The sequence below is a fragment of the Paenibacillus sp. FSL H7-0737 genome, assembly GCF_000758545.1.
GTDB lineage: Bacteria > Bacillota > Bacilli > Paenibacillales > Paenibacillaceae > Paenibacillus_AQ.
In genome coordinates, this window is sequence record NZ_CP009279.1 from 1,114,576 (window position 1) to 1,135,331 (window position 20,756).

The window sequence follows — 20,756 nt, forward strand, 5'->3', positions numbered from 1 at the left end:
GAAAAGAAAGAGGGGATTCCCCCTCTTTCATCCTCCCTATTCAGTTTGTTCGCTAGCACCGCCATGGCCTGTTTTTGGCATTTTTGTTGCTTTCATGTGAATGCTCTTAGTGTTAATGCTTTTAGCCTTCATGCTCTTTGCATGAATTCCTTTAGTGGAGTGGCTCTTCATATGCATTTTCTTTTCATGCATTTTATGTTCTTTTTCTTTCTTCATTTTTTCAGCATGTACTTTTTTCTCATGTTTCGTTTCGGTTGGTGCAGCAGAAGCAGAAGCCGCAGAAGCAACGGATAGCATCAAGCAAGTGGATAAAAGAGCTACGGACAATTTCTTCATAATCATTTAGTGGATTCCTCCTAGATGTTTTTTGCCTACGAAGATTAATATCTCCATTTCAATTGCTTTTAGATTGGTGGATTGCTTCCATTGCAGTTTGGGATTGGGATAACGTTGTATTTTGATGTGAAAATTGTTATGAAAATGCCTTATAATGAAGTTCAATATATAGACATTTGGTTAGGGGTGGGAATATGACACTTATTGAAAAAAGAGAACACCGGCAATATCCGGAAATTACCCGCCTAGAAACGTCGAGAGCTGCTTATGAGCGTGATTATTCACGCTTGATTCATTCGCCTACTTTTCGTAGGCTGCAAGGCAAATCTCAAGTGTTCGGGGCTGGCACGGGTGATTATTACCGGACGCGTCTAACTCATTCGCTTGAAGTCGCTCAGATTGCTCGTGAGGCAGCGAAAAGTCTGCTTAGATCTTATCCAGAGGTGGAGACAAGTAAAGCTGAGAACCCAGGACTTGTAATAGATCCAGAGGTTGTGGAATGCGCGGCCATTGCTCATGATTTTGGTCATCCTCCTTTCGGGCATAAAGGGGAAGAGGTACTGGATAACATTCTGGACCAGCTTATTGAAAAGAAGACGAATGAGGCTGCCCTGCAATCAGGAGTAACGGGAGCAGATAGGCTGCTCATTCATGAGCAGATGAAGCAGCGCTATGAGCATTTTGAAGGCAATGCCCATAATTATCGGCTGATTATGTTTCTGGAGAAGCGGGAGAACATTGATGGATTAAATCTGTCGGATGCAGTGCTTCTCGGAATTAATAAATATCCGTTTCCTGGCACCTCACTGAAGAAGGGGATGTACCTTCACGAATGGGCATATATTTCGGAGATTCGCAAAGAGTGGGGAATTCCAGCAGGTAAGAAAACGTTGGAAGCTCAGCTGATGGACCTTTGCGACGATATCGCTTATTCTGCACATGATTTGGAGGATGGAATTAAGGCTGGAAAGATTGAAGTGCATGAACACTTTATGCATGATTCCTATATTCAGCGGCTGATCGTAGAGAAAATTTCAACGTTAGAGGATTTCTTCTGGAAGGGCTGGGAGGAGGAAGGTATCCGCGCTAAGGTCGAAGAGGTGCTTAGTTCATTTCTTCGAGTATGGATGGAAAAGATGCCAACCTGCGAGAATGACTATTCCAGAACTCGGCGTGAAGTTAAGGCTTATTGGGTTAGCACCTTTGTCGCAAGTCTTGGGGTGATTCCTGATGGAGACTGGAAGAAGGTCACCTTTATAAAGGAAGGAAAAGAAGATGAGGATATGCTACGGACCGTAAGTGTGCTGAAAAGCTTCGCTTGGGTCACGATGATTCGTGATTTACGAGTACAGCGGCTTCAGAAACGTAGTGAATGGATTCTGCGCCGTCTATGGGGAGCTTTTCTTGATCCGCAGACATCCAAAGCCATTATTCCATCGGACTGGCTGCAACGCTTTGAGAAGGATCAGAAACAAGCGAATCCTATTTGGACGTGGGAACATATGGTGATTGATTATATCGCAGGGATGACGGATGCCTTTGCTGAGAAGATATACAATGAGCTATACGGGTTGAAAGTCGGATCGATTTATGACTTGGATTAGATAAAAGAGAAGATTAAGTTAAGGCCAGCCTCCAATCCATTGGAGACTGGCCTTTTGTTTGTTTTTTATAGAACGGGGAATATTTTGTTAGTGTTTTGTTATTATTAATCTGACTATATTTATGCTTGTTAACCCTAATATTCAGTGTTTTTTATAACAAAATAGCTATTTATAAAAATAAGTTATTGTTTGTTTGCTACTTTGGTGCTAATATAATAACTAAATTGTTATTGGTAATAAATGGGGAGGTTGATAAAGGAGTCGAATCTTCTGCTTGAGTAATAATGAAAACCTTTACAAAACGGGAGGGTAAAACGAATGAAGAGGTTCAAAAAAAGCTTTGCTCTATTTCTTACAGCAGTAATGCTCGTTACAATGGCTGTGCCTGCGCTAGCTAACGGAAAAACAAATGAAAACCTCAAGGCGCACTGGGCTGGAGAAAGTGTAGAGAAATGGCAGGGTAATGGTGTTATTCAAGGTTATCCGGACGGCTCTTTTAAGCCGGATCATAAAGTAACGCGTGCTGAGCTTGTAAGTATTATTAATAAGCTATTTGGATTTAGTACTCTTTCGGAAATGTCATTCTCGGATGTACCTGCTAAAGCTTGGTATGCAAGCGCTTTATCTATAGCGAAGCAAGCTGGCTATTACAAAGGTTTTCCTGATAATAAAGCGAAAGCGGATACTGAAGTAACTCGTCAAGATGCTGCAACATTAATTGCTTCTGTTTTTTCATTGGAGCCAGGCACTAAAGCGAGTGCCTTTACAGACCAAGCATCCATCAGCGCTTACGCTAAAGAGGCTACCCTAGCATTGAGTGGAGTTCTATCCGGATATCCAGATGGTACATTTCGTCCGAACGACCCAATTACAAGGGCGGAGGTAGTCACTATCGTTGACAGATTGATTAGCGGCTACTACAACACAGCCGGTACATTCACTGGGGGAGATATCCATGGGAATATTGTCATTAACCAAAGTGGGGTTGAACTAAAGAATGTAGCTGCATCAGGCAACCTTTATTTTACCTCCGGTATTGGTGATGGTGAGGGTGTCTTGGAGAATGCAACAGTAAAAGGTAATGTACTTATATCTGGTGGTGGCGAGCATTCGATTCATTTAAAAAATTCTAAATTCGCTGTTGTAAAAGTGAATCGTCCTGAAGGAAAAGTTCGGGTCGTTATAGAGGATCGTACGGTCATCACTCAACTGACTATTGATAGTGCTTCTATTATAGAAGTAGGCTCAGGTTCTACAATCGATCAGCTTGTGATTGGTAACGGTGCAACGGGAACGTTGATTACAACAAAGGGTACCATTAGCAAGCTTGTAGTAAGTGCTTCCTCTGTAGTCTTAAATGGAGTGACTATAGTAGAAGGAACATACACTGTGAAGGATGGAGTTCTTGTAGGACAGGGAACAAGTGCACCGGCGCCTGGGGGCTCAGGTGGTACTAGTGTAGAGCCTACAGCAACGCCAGTACCGACGGCTACTCCGGAACCTACAGCAACGGCTGCTCCAACGGCAACACCAGAAGCTGGGGTTCATATCGTTGACGTAGATGCATCGGCTGCTACCAAATCGTTATTTGCTTATCTGGATAGCATGAGCGGCAAACAAGTTATGTTCGGTCATCAGCATGATACTACCGTCTCTTTTGCCGGAAAGGATAAGAACGGAAATGTTATTTCTGACGTATACAGCTCCACTGGTGATTATCCTGGGGTTTTTGGTTGGGACACCCTTAGTTTAGATGGATATGAGAATCCTCCTGGAGTTAGCGGAGATTATGAAGCGAGTAGATTAGGATTATCCGCTGCCATGAAGCAGGCTCATGATTTGGGTGGTATTGTAACGCTAAGTACACATCCGTACAATTTTGTTACGGGTGGAAGCTTTAACGATACAGGGAATTCCAAAGGAGCAACGCGCTCGGTAGTATCACGTATTTTGCCGGGCGGAGATAAGAATGGAGAGTTTAATAAATATCTAGATCGCATCTCTGATTTTGCGAACAATCTTAAGGATGACGATGGCAACCTGATTCCAGTTCTGTTCCGTCCTTTCCACGAACAAAATGGAGGTTGGTTCTGGTGGGGTGCGGCTACAACGACAAAGAGTGAATACGCGGAACTGTACAGATATACAGTTGAATACCTACGTGATGTTAAAGGCGTTCATAACTTCCTTTATGTATTCTCACCAAACGGATCTTTTAATGGAAATGAAAGTGAATATTTAACGACTTATCCAGGTGATCAATTTGTTGATATTCTTGGAATGGATCAGTATGACAACAAGGAGAATGCGGGTTCGGAGGCTTTCCTGGGTGGTCTTGTTAAAGACCTTAAGATGATTTCTCAGCTTGCTCAAGACAAAGGTAAGATTGTTACCCTATCTGAGTATGGTTATAGTGCTGCTGGTATGAAAACAACAGGCAATAATGAGCTGGAATGGTTCACTAAAGTATTGAATGCGATCAAGGCTGACCCTGATGCAGCAAAAATATCTTATATGCTGACTTGGGCGAACTTTGGTGAAGGTAATAATTTGTATGTTCCTTATAAGAATGTTCCTAATAAAGCAGATCATGAGTTGCTTCCTGATTTTGTGAATTTTTATAAAGATGATTTCACGGCTTTTGCGAGTGATGTGAAAGAAGATAATAAGTACAATCTCGAGGTTGAAGTGGCAGGAAAGAAACCTTTCCTCCACATTGTAACTCCGAATAATATCAGTACAGTAACAGATGCCGTGACCATCATTCGGGCCAAGGTACTCAATGCAGTGCCTAGCAAAGTGACTTATACTGTGGGTGATTCTGGAGTAGAGGTGGAAATGACGCTCGGTGCAGACGGTTACTATAGCGCTTCATGGCAGCCAGACGCTAGTCTGAATGGCAGTTCAGCAGAGATTACAGTGAGGGCATATGGAACTGGAGATGCTACACTTGCACAGACAAATTCTGTATTCTTAAAAATCAATGAAGCGCCAATAAAGGTACTTACTTTTGATACTGACAAGGATTTGGAGCAAATCCAAAACAATGGTACTTGGTCAGGGCTCGCCAATAACGCAGAGACGATCAAGACGGTCTTGCAGCATGTGTCACTAGATGCTGACGGTAAGCTAGTTATTAACATTACTGAAGGACTGTCTGCTGAGGATACTTGGCAGGAACTGAAGCTGCAATTGAATGATCTTGCACTGGATGGAGTGGACCTGTCTCAAGTTACACGTGTGAAGTTCTCCGTGTTAATTCCGGAGGCTGCTCAGAATGAGGCAAACAATGCTGCGGTACGCAGTGTGATTCAGTTGCCACCAGATTGGGATACAAAGTATGGCATGGACTCATCCTATAAATCTTTGTCCGATCTTGAGAAAGTTAACGTGAGTGGATCACAGTATTATAAATTTGATGTTTCGATTGATCTGGATAATGCCGCTAAATCAACCGAAGCCACTGGTCTAGCGATATCTCTGGTTGGCAGTGGTTTGGAAGTGAAAGGTGAATTGCCAATCTATGTAGATAATATCGGTCTTTATAATACGTATACTGCACCTGTTGCTGACAAAGCACTGGTAGATAATTTTGAATCTTATGGCTCAAGTGATGAAGCACTGATAGCCAAATATCCTAAGGCTGGCGGAGATGATGTGAGCGTATCTTTAAGCTCCGAACATAAGGCATCCGGGGATTACGGAATGAAACTGCACTATACGATTAATAATGCAGGTTATACTGGAGTAGGTAAAAGTCTGGGTTCGCTGGACTGGTCCGACTATAATGCACTCAGTATGTGGGTAGCTTCCGATGGAGACAACGCTTATGCTGAGAAAGGTGAGCCACTTAAGCTGGTGGTGCAGCTTGTCATTGATGGAGGATATTTCGAAGCCTATCCGGTCATTAATCCAGACAAGAACGGTAAAATAGTATTAAGTTTGAAGAATTTGACGGAGATGAGCTGGGGAAAAGCCGGGGAGCTTACACAGGAAAGATTGAAGCAAGTTCAGAGCTTTAATTTGTATGTGAATGCGATGGACGGACAGAGCCACGAAGGTTCGCTCTACTTTGACGATATTCAAGCGGTCTATGACGAGACACTTCCGGATATGTCGGAAGAAGGAAATGGAGGTCCCCAGGGACATGAGCCTGGCGTGTTGTACTCCTTCGCTACAGAAGCTGATATTGCAGGATGGGCTACAACCAACGGTTCGTCTGCCAACGCTCAACCTCCAGTATTTGATGCCAATGAAGAAGCGGCAAGTGTACAATTTGATTTGATTAATACTGGCAATGATACAAATGGCAGCTCCAAAGAATCCTTCGAACTTGCTATTAATCCTGAGAAGCTGAATATTACAGGGCTGGATACGATCAGCGCTAAGGTTAAGCTCTCGAGTGGTGCAGCTAAAGCACGTCTATTCATCAAGACAGGTGCGGACTGGAAATGGAGCGACAGCGGTGATCCTGTGCCTGTAGATTCTAACGGTTATACGACCTTATCTATTTCCCTGCCTACTGCAGCAGCAGGGGTGGGCGTAGATTTGGCTGCTGTAAAGACGATTGGCATTAAAATTGAGGATGCTTCCAATGATGGAGGAACTGCGAAGCTTTATTTGAAGGAAGTATCTCTGGAGAAAGCTGTCCCGGATGTTCGCTATGGCTTCGAGACGGGGAATGACGGTTGGGCTATCAATTCTGGTACAGCCACAGTATCTTCTGATGTATATGCTGAAGGTAATCAATCTTTGAAGCTTGATTTCGCATGGAATGGAGAGGATAAAGATCCTTTTATAGCAGCATCAAAAGTAGCTGCACTTGATCTGAGCTCATTCTCCAAGCTTACTGCTAAAGTTAGAATCGTCTCTGACCAGCCTGATGTTCAAGCGAAGCTGTTTCTTCAATTAGGTGGCTATGCAGTATGGGTAGATTCGGGTGCGAAGATAGCTGCTCAGGATGGATTCACGGAGTTCACGATTGATCTTAGCAACAATTCCATTCTATCGCCTGAGAATTTGAAGAAAGTAGATGCCATTGGCATTCAGTTTGTTACACCTTCTACGGCTGGAACCGCTACAGCTTATATTGACGAGATCATAGCTTCTAATTAAGCGCGCTGCGATCCAGGTGTGAAATAAGGGTCCCTGCATGTCCATTAGGATTGCCTAATAGATATGCAGGGACTATTTTGTATGATCAGTTTATAGTTAAAGATTTGAATAGTATTCAAGCGCTGTTCTTTCTAGTTCGGTGACAAATGCTTCTTTCCCATCCATATAAGCTTCAATGTCCTTCGGAAATTGATTCGCAAGATCCTCTTTTAGATTACCGTATTGTTCTGCTGCCTCGCCACTCATACCGAACTCGACCATACATTCGTAACCGAGCTCTGTCATTTGCGCGTTGAAGTCATCAATGACTTCGATATTTCGTACAACAGACATCATATCAATGATTGGTTTAGCTTTTAGCCCAGGAACAGAAGTGCTGCCAATATGGTGAATATCAATAAGTGCATCAGCGAAGATCTCTTTAATCTTACGAGATCCTTCTTGGAAGATAAGATTCCATTCCTCATTATATTGTGTACAGTAACATCTATTTCGCTAACCTCTCTTTATGCTTGATTTCTGGATTTTTTTATTATAGAACAAGTGTTCTTAATAATCAAATACTAAATTTAATATTGGCGGGCATAATCAACGAGATTTAGGGATGGAGTGCCAGTAGATAAATAGGAATTTATATTTTCGGTAAAAATATTTACGATTCGATTAGCGTATTGATCGGTTATGCCAGCAGAATGAGGAGTGATGACTACCTGTTCCATAGTCCAAAGTGGATGATCCTGCGGGAGGGGTTCGGTTTCGAATACATCCAATCCCGCACCACGAAGCTGACCGCGATTCAGTGCGTGGATTAGAGCCTCAGTATCAGTAGTTGCTCCACGTCCAACGTTAATGTAATAGGAGCCTTGTTTAAAGGCAGAGAAGATTGCAGTATTAAATAATTGCTTAGTTTCATCGGTGATAGGGAGAATATTGATGATGAAGTCGCCTTGGCTCACAGCTTCTGGCAGATGGTCAGTGGTATATACTTGATCAAAATCAGCGAGTGGCTTGCCTGAGCGACTTACTCCGATCGTCTTCATCCGGAAAGCTTTAGCGATTCTGGCAGTTTCGCTGCCGATGGCTCCAGTTCCAACAATAACGGCTGTCTTTCCGAACAATTCACTCTCACTTCCGTCAGAATTCCAGTAGCGGTTCATCTGATTGCGAACGGCTGTATGCAAATTACGTGTGAAGAGAAGCATGAAGCCAAAGATTACCGCAGAAATAGGCTCGGCATGCACTCCGCTCCCACTAGTCAATAGGATTCCACGTTCCTTAAAACGCTCTAACGGGAGCTTCTCAATTCCAGCAGACCAGGATTGGACCCAGCGAAGGGGCGAATCTGGACGAAGAAGCGTATCGGCGATGCCTTTAGCCCAGCCGATTACGATTTCAGCATCAGCTAGCAGCTGTAAATCCGGATTTTTGCCGTCACCTTGTATGAATGTATAACCGGGGGCTGCTGCTTTGATTCTTTCTTGTTGCTCGGCTGTCAGTGGTTGTAGACATACTATGGACTTAGTCATGATGTATTCCTCCTGCTCTAAGGTTTGATGAAAATGGATAATGTTATAGGATAAGGATACCAAATCTATAGGAGAAGGTGAAATTGATATGGATGCTAACGTGTCGGATAAAGATTCAGAACGATTATTTATTGCTGTGAAATTACCCGCAGAACTTGGGCAAGTTGTGGCGGAAGAGTGCTCTAACCTATCTCAAAAGTTTCATTTTGCAAAATGGACTCATCCAGAGGATTATCATATTACCCTGCAATTTTTAGGAGACACCCCAAAGACGAAAATCCCGGATTTAATCATGTCGTTGAAGCAGATGTCAGAGCAATGCCGCCCCTTCAAACTATCCTTAGACAAATGGAATACATTTGGTCTGCCAAAGGCTCCAAAAGTTTTATGGGTAGGGGTTTCTGGCGAACTAGAAGAGCTGAATTTACTGGCTGCGAGAGTACACACTGCTACACTTCCTTTAGGTTTTTCGGCCGAATCCAGGGAGTACAAACCACATCTCACAGTGGCTCGAAAGTACCTTGGAAAAATTTCATTTGATGATAAATTGCTGGAAAATTTACTGAAATTGGATGATGAAAAAAGATCAAAAATCTTTCATAGAGACTGGACGATTGATAGTTTTGTGTTGTATGCTACCAGAATGTATGCCATTCCTATGTATGAAATGATTGAAAATATTACATTTTAAAATCGGTATTTAAGTTTTCAAAGCTTCCGTTTTCGGTTACATACAATAGGAATGTGCCGTGAAATAGGAGGAATATCATGTTAATCTTTAAACAAAACCGCTGTATCGCGTTGCTTGTTGGCGTTATACTAGTGTGTTTCTCTGCCATAAGCTTAATGCAGCCTAATCAGGTTGCCGAGGGGAAAATAGATAATCTGCAGATGGATAAGCTGCAATCCACCAGCCGAGCATCAGTAATTAATTATTTGCAAGAAGAATCAAAATCTAGTAAGACGAGGGGCTCTACAAAAGTTTCACAAATGAATAAGCTTTACAGCACAGTTAACCTGTTCAGTTCCACTTGGAAACCAGAGCAGAGTGTGGAATGGCTTAGTAAGAATAAAATAAAGCCACAAAATACATCGCAGGCTTCCATAGTTCGGGTAAAGGCTGATGTGGCACAATCTAATTCAGCTGCGCAGAAAGCGACAGCGAAAAAGAGCGCTCAGACTGTAGTTAAGACAGTCTCGGCATCTCAGAAAAATCCCCTCACAACATTATACTTCTCTCGGACCGAGCTATTAAGCCAGGAGCAGCAAAGTAAAGCAACCCGGCGCTACGCAGTATCCGAAGAAGAACTGCTTCTGCTACAAAAAATTGTAATGGCAGAGGCGGAAGGTGAACCGTACCAGGGCAAGGTGGCAGTTGCCAACGTTGTTCTGAATAGGCTACGGTCAGCCAATTTCCCCGACACGATATATAAGGTCATTTATCAAAAGCATCAATTCAGTCCTGTAGCTAACGGGCGTCTTAAACGTGTCAAGCCTAATGATGATAGTATTAAAGCGGTGAACGCAGCGCTCTCTGGGGTGAAGGAAGTTCCCGATAGTACTTATTTTTTCCTATCACTTAAGCTTGCGCAGGATCTTACCGTACATCATTCGCAGGAGTATGTGAAGACCATTGGTAATCATACGTTTTATAAATAATTGACCTTATCTGTGAACCTCAGCTATTTATAGGGTAAACTAGACTATATAACCCTGGAGGTGGAAGAATTGTCATGAAGATCACTTATTACGGACACTCAGCGCTGCTGGTAGAAACAGAGCAAGCGAAAGTTATTATTGACCCTTTTTTGTCAGGAAATCCGAACTCCGGTATTTCACCTGATGACATTACTGTAGATGCTGTCCTGCTGACTCACGGTCACTCGGATCATTTAGGTGATGCTGTGCAAATTGCCAAACAGAATGATTGTCCGATCTTTGCTGTTTTTGAGCTTGCAGAATACTGCCGAATGAAGGGTGCCAAGGTTAAACATATGAATATAGGCGGCAGTCATATTTATGATGCCATTACCGTTAAATATACTCAGGCGTTTCATTCCTCATCGATTCAGGAAGGCGACGTTTGGATTTATGCTGGACAGCCCGCAGGTATTTTATTGACGATTGAGGGGAAGACGTTATTTCATGCAGGCGATACCGCACTATTCAGCGATCTGCGTCTGATTGGTGAAAGAACTGCGATTGATTTGGCGGCTCTGCCAATTGGTGATATGCTGACCATGGGACCGGATGATGCGCTCCTTGCTGCGCGCTGGCTTCAAGCGGACAAGGTCATACCACTTCATTACAATACATTTCCGGATATTGCTCAGGATGCTATGGATTTCTGTGATCGTCTGCGACAAGAGGGGATAGAGGGATTCCCGCTTAAAGCTGGTGAAAGTATAGAAATTTAATAAATCCTGATTACATGTCTATACAAAAAAAGCAGATAGCCGGGAATTTCCCTGGCTACCTGCTTTTTTTTATGGTGTAATGCACACAGGCTCTTCGCCTCGGGCTTGAGATCTTGCTCCTCTGATATCAGCTGTTTTGTCTGCGGGGTTGCCTAACATCTGCAGAACGGTAGTCGCGCAACTTTGCGGTTGATGTTTATCAGGGGCTAGACGGCGTTTACGCTGCTCTTCGAGAACAGAATACTCACGAAGCATCATAGAGAACCATTTGTTCACTACCTCACAGTCAAGTACCTCTGCTAGTCCTAGCTCTACGAAATATTGGCAGTTTTTCTCTTCCTGACCTGGAATAGCTTTATAGAAGAGCATTGGAATTCCCTTAGCCTGACCTTCGGTACAGGTCATACCGCCAGGCTTTGTGATTAGAAGGTCGGAAGCATCCATAAGTTTATTGATTTCACTGGTATATCCAAGAATCCTGACGTTAGGATGATTAAGCCTTGGATTGGACTTCATTTTGGTTATAAGCTTCTCGTTACTGCCCATACAGAAGATGAGTTGGATGTTATCCATTCTGGCTGTGAGTGAATTCATAATCTCTTTGCCGAACATCAGTCCCCAGCCTCCACCCATGATGAGTACAGTAGGGATATCGGCTAGACCTAGTTCCTTGCGGAGCAGCGTCTTGTTGGACCGTTCCCAGAACTTCGGATGGACAGGTATGCCGGTGACCGTTACAAGCTCAGGAGCAATCCCTCGGCCTGTTAGAATAGATTTGACACGTGGGGTAGAGACGAGATATCGGTTGACCTCGGAATTTACCCAGCTACCATGTGCATCATAATCTGTAATTAACGTATACAGCGGGACCTCCAATCCACGACGCTTTAGTCTGGAAATGACAGCGGCCGGAATGGGGTGTGTGCAAATAATCAAATCAGGCTTTAGCTGCTCGATTACTTGAGAGGCATGTGTATAAAAAATCCGGTGAAGTGCCATCTTAGTCAACGGGTTCAATGATTTATGATATTGTGTCTTATACATCATGCCGACCAGCTTAGGCTGGCTGCTAACTGTTTTTCGGTAAGCGGAAAGAATCCATGGGGCGACCATCGGGTTAAGAAATTTACCTAGCTCGATGACTCGGCACTGGACATCCGGATTCAGCAGCTTTATTCCTTCGGCCAGAGCATAGGCTGCTCCTGTGTGGCCCGTACCGAAGCCTTCCGAAAACAGCAGTACTCTTTTCTTTCGCATAAGTTCACCTGCTACTTTCCTTTTCAATAGAAATGCGGAATTTCTTCTTAAATAGATGAGGGAAAACTGTTCTCTACTCACATTATACAAATAAGACGTAAATAGAAAGTTAAAACCCTGCAATAAATAAAAAAATAAAAGATTTTCTAAAGTATTGCAAACTGCAAAGCTACATGTTAAAGTAATGAATGACCAATTGACCGGATTAGTAAAGTGGTCAGATAGTCAGCGGTAATGATATTTTCTGGAGAAAGGAAGTGGGCACAGGTGGCAGTGGTGGATCGAAGACAGCAGGTGCTTCAGGCCGCAGCAAAATCATTTTCATTATTCGGCTATAAGGCGACTACCATGGATCAGGTTGCTAAGATCGCAAATGTCGGGAAAGGAACCATCTACACCTTTTTTACAAACAAAGAGCAATTGTTTGATGAGATCCTGCGCGATATGATGGTAGAAATGAAGATGATTGCTGATCGCGAGATCAGGCGAGACAGACCTTTCTTTGATAACCTGCATCGTGTGCTGGATGCCCTGCTGGAATTTCGAAGTGAGCAGGAGCTATTCATCAAGCTTTCCCAGGAGAGTCGCGAATTCGGAACGCCGCAGGCAGGAGAAGGGCTCGAGAAGATCGAGAACTTAGTTTTAGAATATTTAGAACGGGAGGTGCAACAAGCCCTTGAAAAGGGAGAAATCAAACCTTGCGATCCTAAAATCGTATCTGTAGTCATGTTCAGGCTATATATTGTATTGACTGCTGAACTGAATAAAACACATACTCCCTTGGACAAGGAACAGATCAAGATGTACTTTCATTTGTTTCTCGCCGAAGGACTGGCACAGTAAGCGTTGATTCAGGATAGGGATGGCGTGATCAGATTGCTTTCCCTTAACAATTTCCAAGCTGTTTTAGGCATTGAAGAAGAGCCGAAAGGCGTTTTTTTATCCCCTAAATTGACCAGATGGGGAAAACGGTCATCTAGTGTTACGTAATATTTCGCAAACAAAGCATTTTAAAGAGAGCATAAGCTCATAAGGAGAGAACCAGAATGAAATCATTATCCGTATTTACCAAGGATCTTGGCGCAGCACTGAGAAATCCAAAGGTGCTGATTCCGATGATTGCCATCCTATTTATTCCGGTGATGTATAGCGGATTCTTCCTAAAGGCATTCTGGGATCCGTATGGCAAGATGAATGAGTTACCGGTTGCTGTTGTCAACCAAGACGTCGGTGCTAATTATGAAGGAAAACAACTTCAGGCCGGAGATGATCTGGTTGAAGAGCTTAAGGTAACCGATGGCTTTCAATGGAACTTTGTTTCACTAGAAGAAGCGCAAGCAGGAATGAAGGACAATACCTATTATATGGCGATTATTGTTCCAGAAGACTTCTCTGCTAAAGCAACAACGCTTTTGGATGATGAACCACAACCGGCAAAAATTATTTATGAGCCAAATGAAGGCTACAACTTCCTGGCCGGACAGATCGGTGGAACGGCTGTATCAGAAATTAAATCTAAAGTATCCGCTAAGGTAACAGAGGCTTATGTGGAGTCTGTATTCAATCAGATTACAGAAGTTTCTGATGGATTGGGCGAGGCGGGAGATGGAGCTTCCAAGATCGCAGATGGCGCTGGTAAGCTAGATGACGGAGCCTTGAAGCTGAAAGATAATCTTCTTGTACTGACAGATGGTACAGGTAAACTTCAAAATGGTGTAGAACCACTTACTAAAGGTGTGTCTGATTTAAATTCAGGTGCTACTGCAATTCAAACGGGTTCTAGCACTTTGGCAGGCGGTTTGCAACAATTGTCGGCTGCTCATACACAGCTTCAAGATGGCGTTGCACAAAGCGCTGCCGGCAGTAAACAGCTTAGTGACGGCTTGAAGCAAGCTGTAACAGGTGCCACACAGCTTCAAGCAGGTACGAAGTCTGCTGTAGATGGTACTACTAAATTACAAGCAGGAACACAATCTTTAGTTGACGGCAGCGCGAAGCTGGAAGCAGGTCTAACCTCTTCCGTAGATGGCAGCGCGAAGCTGGAGGCAGGCTTGCAGGCTTCCGCAGAAGGTAGCACAAAGGTTACTGAGGGCGCTAAAGCGGTCGCTCAAGGCTTGCAGCAATTGGCACAGGCTAGTCCTGAGTTGGCACAGAATCCGGCCGTACAGAAGCTCCTAGCAGCTAGTGCAGCTGTTGCACAAGGTAGTGAGCAACTGCAACAAAGTCAAGAGCAGCTGGCACAGGGTGCTACTGCACTCCACAGTGGGCAAGAGCAACTGGCACAAGGTGCAACTCAACTGCACTCAGGTTCACAGCAGGTAGCTGCTGGTGTAACTCAGTTGCATGATGGAGCACAGCAATTAAATGCTGGTAGCACACAGCTTTTGACAGGACAGCAAAAACTGGCACAAGGCGCATCTGCACTTGTAACAGGTGGCAATAAGCTGAATGCAGGGATGCAACAATTTGGTGCGAAGCTTAAAGAAGCTGCAGCTGGAGGCAGCAAGCTGGCTGAAGGCGGTAAAGCGCTTGGCGATGGTACCTCAAAACTGCTAAGTGGTGTAGGCGAACTAGGTTCCGGTATCAGTGCTGTAGCAGATGGTTCGAAAAAACTGGCTGACGGTGCAGGCGAGCTGAAAGATGGTATGGATGATCTGAAATCTGGATCAACAGAACTGGCAACTAAGCTTAGCGATGCTGCTGAAAAAACAGGCAGCGTGAATAAGTCAGATAAAATGATGGAAATGTTCGCACAACCGGTTGTGATTGAGGATCAAGTTGTAAATCATGTACCAAACTACGGAACAGGGTTTGCTCCTTACTTCTTATCTCTTGGTTTGTTCGTAGGTGCACTGATTTCTACAATTGTTATTCCAATGCGTGAATCAGCTGTAATAGGCGCAAGCCGTATGAATCGTTTTATCAGCCGTACGCTTACGTTCTCAATCATGAGCTTTATCCAGTCTATGCTGGCTGCTGTGGTTGTATTGTACGGACTTGGACTAGAAGTACAAAGTGTACCGCTATTCTTCCTATTTACATTCTTGACTAGTCTAGTTTACACATGGGTAGTTCAATCCATTGTTACTTGGTTGGATCAACCGGGACGTTTTGTTGTTATCGTTATTCTTATTTTCCAATTAACAACTAGTGCCGGAACATTCCCACTTGAATTGATCCCGAACTGGATGAAATTCTTTAACCCACTGCTTCCTATGACTTACACAGTTAGTGGTCTTAAATCAGTAATTTCTACAGGGGACTTCAGTGCAATGTGGAGTGACGTAGGTGTTCTTGCAATCTTCGGTCTTGGGTTCCTTGCTCTTACTTTCGCTTACTTCATGACCCGCAGTCGGGACAATGAAGCTGGAATGAACAGTGAACAAGCTATGACTGTATAATTTGAAAAAAAGTAATTAAAAAGCGTCTCCTCCGGGAGGCGCTTTTTTTTGAGTTTAAATCATAGAACCCTTTTTCTTGCAAACATTCAAGGGTGATGAAAATTCTTGAAACGCTTTCATTGCATAAGTTCTTATGCGTCATTTATGCATAATTATACATAGATGAGTTTTTTTAAACTTTTGTCCACTAAAGCTGTGTCGCAAAAAGAAATGTTAATCAGCATCATAAAAAAGTTTAAATTGCGCTGTTGTCACCCTGGTGATAAAATAATAGCACTAATCTGGCTTGAATAATTATTAAAATTTTAATCTGAAAAATTTTCCAAAGATTACGCCATACTTTATAATAGAAAGGTTGCGTTCGATGAGACACACTGAACTGCCCGGAAAACAGGGCCTGTATGATCCCCAGTTCGAAAAAGATGCTTGCGGCATGGGATTTGTAGCCCATATTAAAGGCAAACCGTCCCATGATATTGTTAGTAACGCTTTAACAATGCTCTTTAATATGGAGCATCGTGGCGGACAAGGTAGCGAACCCAACTCTGGTGACGGAGCAGGTATCATGCTTCAAATTCCGCACCGTTTCTTTGTTAGTGAAGCCCAGAAGCTTGGCTTTGCTTTGCCGGAACAAGGCCATTATGGCGTAGGTATGATTTTTCTATCTCATAACGAGAAAGTTCGGGCTCAACATGAGGCTCTCTTAAGCAAAATTATTGCTGAAGAAGGTCAGGAAGTACTCGGCTATCGTGATGTACCTACCTATGATGAAATGCTTGGCAAAACTGCGAAGGCTGCAAAGCCTTTTGTGCGCCAAGTGTTTATCGGTCGCTCGGCCTCGGTTACGAACGAATTGTCTTTTGAGCGTAAGCTTTATGTCATCCGCAAACGTGCAGAGCTTGCGATTCGCTACGGTGGTGTAGAAGAGGCTGAAGCCTTCTATATCCCAAGCTTGTCATGTCGTAAGATCGTGTACAAAGGCATGCTGACTACAGAACAAGTCGGACAATTCTACCTGGATTTGCAGAACGAAGAGCTGGAATCAGCAATCGCGTTAGTTCACTCCCGTTTCAGTACGAATACCTTCCCAAGCTGGGAACGTGCGCATCCCTACCGCTTTATGATCCACAATGGTGAGATCAATACCTTGCGCGGAAATGTGAACTGGATGCATGCTCGCCAGTCGCTGTTCAAGAGTGAAGTGTTCGGCGAAGATCTGAGTAAGATCAAACCTGTTATAAACCCGGATGGATCGGACACTGCAATGTTCGATAATACCTTTGAGTTTCTTTATTTGAGCGGACGCTCCTTGACACAAGTAGCCATGATGATGGTTCCTGAACCATGGAGCAATCATGACAGTATGGACGCCGACAAGAAAGCTTTTTACGAATACCACAGCACTTTGATGGAACCATGGGACGGACCTGCTGCAATGGGCTTTACAGATGGTGTGCAAATCGGCGCTATTCTGGATCGTAACGGCTTGCGCCCTGCTCGTTATTATGTAACAAAGGACGACATGATTATTCTATCCTCCGAAGCGGGTGTACTGGACATTCCAGCAGAGGACATCTTATATAAAGACCGCCTGAAGCCTGGACGCATGCTGCTCGTGGATACGAAGGAAGGCCGTATTATCTCCGATGAGGAAGTCAAATCGGCTATCGCCACTGAGAAGCCTTACCGCCAGTGGCTGGATGAGCATTTGATCAGTCTCGAAGAGCTTCCAGATGCGCCTGAGCTACCAAATCCTAAGCATGACAATGTGCAGCAGCTGCAGCAAGCGTTCGGCTATACTTTTGAGGACTTGCGCAAGGTGCTTGAACCAATGGCATCTACTGGCGCTGAAGCTGTAGGTTCCATGGGTTATGATGCGCCGCTCGCTGTGCTTTCAGACCGTCCGCAGCGTCTATATAACTATTTCAAACAAATGTTTGCTCAGGTAACGAATCCACCAATCGATGCTATTCGCGAAGAGCTGGTTACCTCTACTACGACTACAATTGGACCAGAGCGTAACTTGCTTAAACCAGAACCAGAAAGCTGTCGCCAAATCTCGCTGCACACACCGATTCTTTCGAATGAAGACTTTGCTAAAATTCGTCATGTTCGTCGTGCAGGCTTCAAGTCGATGTCTATTCCGATTCTTTTCCCAGCTGAGCTCGGAGCAGAAGGAATGCGTATCGCACTTGAGCGTATGAACGAGGCTGCTGATCGCGTTATGGCTAAAGGTCATAACATTCTGATTCTGACGGACCGCGGTGTGGACCGTGAGAATGCTGCGATTCCTGCTCTACTTGCGGTATCGAGCTTGCATCACCATCTGATCCGGCAAGGAACACGGACAAAAGTTAGTATTTTGCTTGAATCCGGTGAACCTCGTGAAGTCCATCATTATGCACTTCTGCTTGGTTATGGTGTGAGTGCAGTCAATCCGTATCTGGCCTTTGAAAGCTTGGATGATATGATCGGCCAAGGCTTACTGCGGGGAATCTCGCATGAGAAGGCTGTGAAGAACTATATTAAAGCTGCGACTAAGAGCGTAGTTAAGATTCTTTCCAAAATGGGGATTTCGACTATTCAATCCTACCGGGGCGCGCAGATCTTTGAAGCTGTGGGTCTGAACTCGGAATTCGTGGATCGTTACTTTACTTGGACACCTTCCCGCATTGGCGGTATTGGTCTGGAGGAAGTAGCAACCGAGGCACTTATCCATCATAACCGTGCTTTCACGGAAAAAGACGGAAATGATAAAGTGCTTGATTCCGGTGGTGATTATCAATGGCGAAACGATGGGGAAGATCATTTGTTCAACCCACAGACCATTCATCTGCTTCAGCACTCCGTGCGTAGTGGGGATTATAAGTTGTATAAGAAATATGCTGCACTTGTTCAAGGTGAAAGTGAGAAGCATCTGACAATTCGTTCCTTGTTGCAGTTCAAGTCAGCTTATGAACCGATTTCATTAGAAGAAGTAGAGCCAGTGGAGTCCATTATGAAACGGTTCAAGACGGGTGCGATGTCCTTTGGTTCCATTAGTAAGGAAGCGCATGAGACCCTCGCTATTGCAATGAACCGGATCGGTGGTAAGAGTAATACTGGTGAGGGCGGAGAAGATCCAGCCCGCTATATCCCGGACAGCAACGGCGATTCCCGTCGCAGTGCGATTAAACAAGTAGCTTCCGGACGTTTTGGAGTTACATCTAACTACCTTGTTAACGCTGATGAGATCCAGATTAAGATGGCTCAGGGTGCTAAACCAGGGGAAGGCGGACAGCTTCCAGGACGTAAAGTTTATCCATGGGTGGCTGAAGTGCGCGGTTCAACAGCTGGTGTGGGCTTGATTTCACCTCCACCGCATCATGATATTTATTCGATTGAGGATTTGGCAGAGCTGATCTACGATCTGAAGAATGCCAATCCACGTGCAAATATTAATGTTAAGCTCGTCTCTGAGGTCGGAGTAGGTACGATTGCTGCTGGCGTAGCCAAAGGGCGCGCTGATATTATCCTGGTAAGTGGCTATGACGGGGGTACAGGTGCATCTCCGATGAACTCCATTCGTCATGCAGGTCTTCCATGGGAACTTGGTTTGGCCGAAACGCATCAGACGTTGATGCTGAACAATCTGCGTGACCGCGTTGTACTGGAAACAGACGGAAAAATGCTTAGCGGTCGCGATCTAGCCGTAGCTGTATTACTAGGTGCTGAAGAGTATGGCTTCGCTACTGCTCCGTTAGTAGCTGTGGGTTGTATCATGATGCGTGTCTGCCAAATGGATACTTGTCCGGTTGGTGTAGCGACACAAAATCCAGATCTTCGTAAGAACTTTACGGGTGATCCACAGCATGTAGTTAACTTTATGACCTTTGTGGCACAGGATTTACGCGAAATTATGGCGAGTCTTGGCTTCCGTACGATTGAAGAGATGGTTGGCCGTACAGATTGCTTAGACGCTGCTCAAGCTTCGCAGCATTGGAAGAAGAAGGGCGTAGATTTGAGTAGTCTGCTGCATGTACCGGAAATGCCAGAGGGAAGCACACGCTTCTGCAGTAAACGTCAGAATCATGGTCTGGAAGAGACGCTTGATGTCTCTAAACTGCTGGATCTGGCTGCACCTGCACTGGAATCAGGAACGGCTGTAGAAGCATCGTTACCGATTACGAACGTTAATCGTGCCGTTGGAACCATCCTTGGTAGCGAGCTGACACGTAAATACGGGGCAGCCGGCTTGCCTGATGATACGATTCGTCTTCATTTCACCGGTTCTGCTGGTCAAAGCTTAGGTGCATTCGTGCCTAAGGGGATCACACTTACGGTGGAAGGCGATTCCAATGACTACGTTGGTAAGGGACTGTCGGGTGGTAAGATTATTATCAAACCATCTCCAAAAGCTACCTTTGCAGCTGAGGACAATATCATTATCGGAAATACTGCATTTTACGGAGCAACAGCTGGAGAAGCTTATATCAACGGTATCGCCGGTGAACGTTTTGCCGTTCGTAATTCTGGAGCGAAGGTTGTTGTAGAAGGTGTGGGTGACCACGGTTGTGAATACATGACTGGAGGCCGTGTGGTTGTTCTTGGTGAAACAGGCCGTAACTTTGCGGCAGGGATGTCCGGTGGTATCGCTTATGTTTACGATCCAGAGAGATCCTTCATCGGCCGCTGCAATCTCGAGATGGTACTTCTCGAGAGAGTGGAAGAGCCAGAAGAGATCGAAGAGCTGCGCGAGCTGATTAGCCGTCATGTAGAGCTTACAGGCAGTAAGGCGGGAGCGCGGGTATTGGATCAGTGGGCAGATAGCTTGCCGAAGTTTGTTCGTGTTATTCCGAAGGATTACAAACGGATGATGGAGCAGATTCGCAAAGTAGAGCAAACCGGATTGACCGGCGAGGCTGCTTTGATGGCTGCATTTGAAGCGAATATGCGCGAGCTTGCACGTGTAGGTGGCTAAATAACTGCATTCTGAATAAACAGGTAATATTGAATGAAGTGATATAAGGGACTTGGACTCTTTCGTTTGCGGGAGGCCAGGTCCCTTTTTTGTTCAAATCGAATCGAATCCTCGGTCTAAACAACGTTAGACTGTTTCTT

11 protein-coding genes and 1 pseudogene are annotated in these 20,756 nt (G+C 44.5%); 8 read left to right on the forward strand and 4 right to left on the reverse strand.

Features of this window, described 5'->3' with window-relative positions:
* Positions 1-36 precede the first annotated feature (36 nt).
* The gene (locus tag H70737_RS04845; protein ID WP_052404166.1) at positions 37-342 is read right to left on the reverse strand and encodes a hypothetical protein; all 306 of its coding nucleotides are present in this window, start codon (positions 340-342) and stop codon (positions 37-39) included.
* 188 nt (positions 343-530) lie between these two features.
* On the opposite strand from H70737_RS04845, the gene H70737_RS04850 reads away from it, so the two are divergent.
* Both H70737_RS04850 and H70737_RS04855 read left to right on the forward strand, forming a co-directional pair.
* The gene (locus H70737_RS04850) at positions 531-1,940 is read left to right on the forward strand and encodes a deoxyguanosinetriphosphate triphosphohydrolase family protein (protein ID WP_042185220.1); all 1,410 of its coding nucleotides are present in this window, start codon (positions 531-533) and stop codon (positions 1,938-1,940) included.
* Positions 1,941-2,258: 318 nt separating this feature from the next.
* Complete coding sequence (locus tag H70737_RS04855) at positions 2,259-7,055, forward strand: glycosyl hydrolase (RefSeq protein ID WP_052404167.1); 4,797 nt, start codon at positions 2,259-2,261, stop codon at positions 7,053-7,055.
* A gap of 96 nt (positions 7,056-7,151) precedes the next feature.
* Here the strand turns inward: H70737_RS04855 and H70737_RS04860 are convergent.
* Positions 7,152-7,520, reverse strand: a pseudogene (locus H70737_RS04860) (GrpB family protein); the annotation flags it as partial.
* Between the two features lie 104 nt (positions 7,521-7,624).
* Entirely contained in the window at positions 7,625-8,581 is a 957-nt protein-coding gene (locus H70737_RS04865; protein ID WP_042185224.1) for a D-2-hydroxyacid dehydrogenase, read from the reverse strand.
* Positions 8,582-8,669: 88 nt separating this feature from the next.
* Between H70737_RS04865 and thpR the strand changes: the two genes are divergently transcribed.
* From thpR to H70737_RS04880, 3 genes are all read left to right on the forward strand, one after another.
* A complete protein-coding gene (gene thpR / locus H70737_RS04870; RefSeq protein ID WP_042185226.1) occupies positions 8,670-9,272 on the forward strand; it encodes an RNA 2',3'-cyclic phosphodiesterase in 603 nt (200 codons plus the stop codon).
* Between the two features lie 77 nt (positions 9,273-9,349).
* Entirely contained in the window at positions 9,350-10,240 is an 891-nt protein-coding gene (locus tag H70737_RS04875) for a cell wall hydrolase (protein WP_042185228.1), read from the forward strand.
* Positions 10,241-10,314: 74 nt separating this feature from the next.
* Complete coding sequence (locus H70737_RS04880; RefSeq protein ID WP_042185230.1) at positions 10,315-10,998, forward strand: metal-dependent hydrolase; 684 nt, start codon at positions 10,315-10,317, stop codon at positions 10,996-10,998.
* Between the two features lie 69 nt (positions 10,999-11,067).
* Here the strand turns inward: H70737_RS04880 and H70737_RS04885 are convergent, their stop codons facing one another.
* Positions 11,068-12,255, reverse strand: a complete 1,188-nt coding sequence (locus tag H70737_RS04885; protein ID WP_042185232.1) for a UDP-N-acetylglucosamine--LPS N-acetylglucosamine transferase — start codon at positions 12,253-12,255, stop codon at positions 11,068-11,070.
* Positions 12,256-12,522: 267 nt separating this feature from the next.
* Between H70737_RS04885 and H70737_RS04890 the strand changes: the two genes are divergently transcribed.
* The 3 genes from H70737_RS04890 to gltB all read left to right on the forward strand — a co-directional run bounded on the left by H70737_RS04890 (position 12,523) and on the right by gltB (position 20,616).
* On the forward strand, positions 12,523-13,098 hold the full coding sequence (locus H70737_RS04890; protein ID WP_179085738.1) for a TetR/AcrR family transcriptional regulator: 576 nt from the start codon (positions 12,523-12,525) through the stop codon (positions 13,096-13,098).
* 203 nt (positions 13,099-13,301) lie between these two features.
* Positions 13,302-15,656, forward strand: a complete 2,355-nt coding sequence (locus H70737_RS04895) for a YhgE/Pip domain-containing protein (protein ID WP_042185237.1) — start codon at positions 13,302-13,304, stop codon at positions 15,654-15,656.
* A 364-nt stretch (positions 15,657-16,020) separates the two neighbouring features.
* Complete coding sequence (gene gltB, locus H70737_RS04900; protein WP_042185239.1) at positions 16,021-20,616, forward strand: glutamate synthase large subunit; 4,596 nt, start codon at positions 16,021-16,023, stop codon at positions 20,614-20,616.
* The last annotated feature ends 140 nt before the right edge of the window (positions 20,617-20,756 follow it).

Bases quoted from the DNA above. Each gene is read 5' to 3' on its own strand.
- H70737_RS04855 (WP_052404167.1), top strand. From the start codon at position 2,259: ATGAAGAGGTTCAAAAAAAGCTTTGCTCTATTTCTTACAGCAGTAATG.
- H70737_RS04880 (WP_042185230.1), top strand. From the start codon at position 10,315: ATGAAGATCACTTATTACGGACACTCAGCGCTGCTGGTAGAAACAGAG.
- H70737_RS04875 (WP_042185228.1), top strand. From the start codon at position 9,350: ATGTTAATCTTTAAACAAAACCGCTGTATCGCGTTGCTTGTTGGCGTT.
- H70737_RS04850 (WP_042185220.1), top strand. From the start codon at position 531: ATGACACTTATTGAAAAAAGAGAACACCGGCAATATCCGGAAATTACC.
- H70737_RS04895 (WP_042185237.1), top strand. From the start codon at position 13,302: ATGAAATCATTATCCGTATTTACCAAGGATCTTGGCGCAGCACTGAGA.
- H70737_RS04885 (WP_042185232.1), bottom strand. From the start codon at position 12,255: ATGCGAAAGAAAAGAGTACTGCTGTTTTCGGAAGGCTTCGGTACGGGC.
- thpR (WP_042185226.1), top strand. From the start codon at position 8,670: ATGGATGCTAACGTGTCGGATAAAGATTCAGAACGATTATTTATTGCT.
- H70737_RS04865 (WP_042185224.1), bottom strand. From the start codon at position 8,581: ATGACTAAGTCCATAGTATGTCTACAACCACTGACAGCCGAGCAACAA.
- H70737_RS04845 (WP_052404166.1), bottom strand. From the start codon at position 342: ATGATTATGAAGAAATTGTCCGTAGCTCTTTTATCCACTTGCTTGATG.
- gltB (WP_042185239.1), top strand. From the start codon at position 16,021: ATGAGACACACTGAACTGCCCGGAAAACAGGGCCTGTATGATCCCCAG.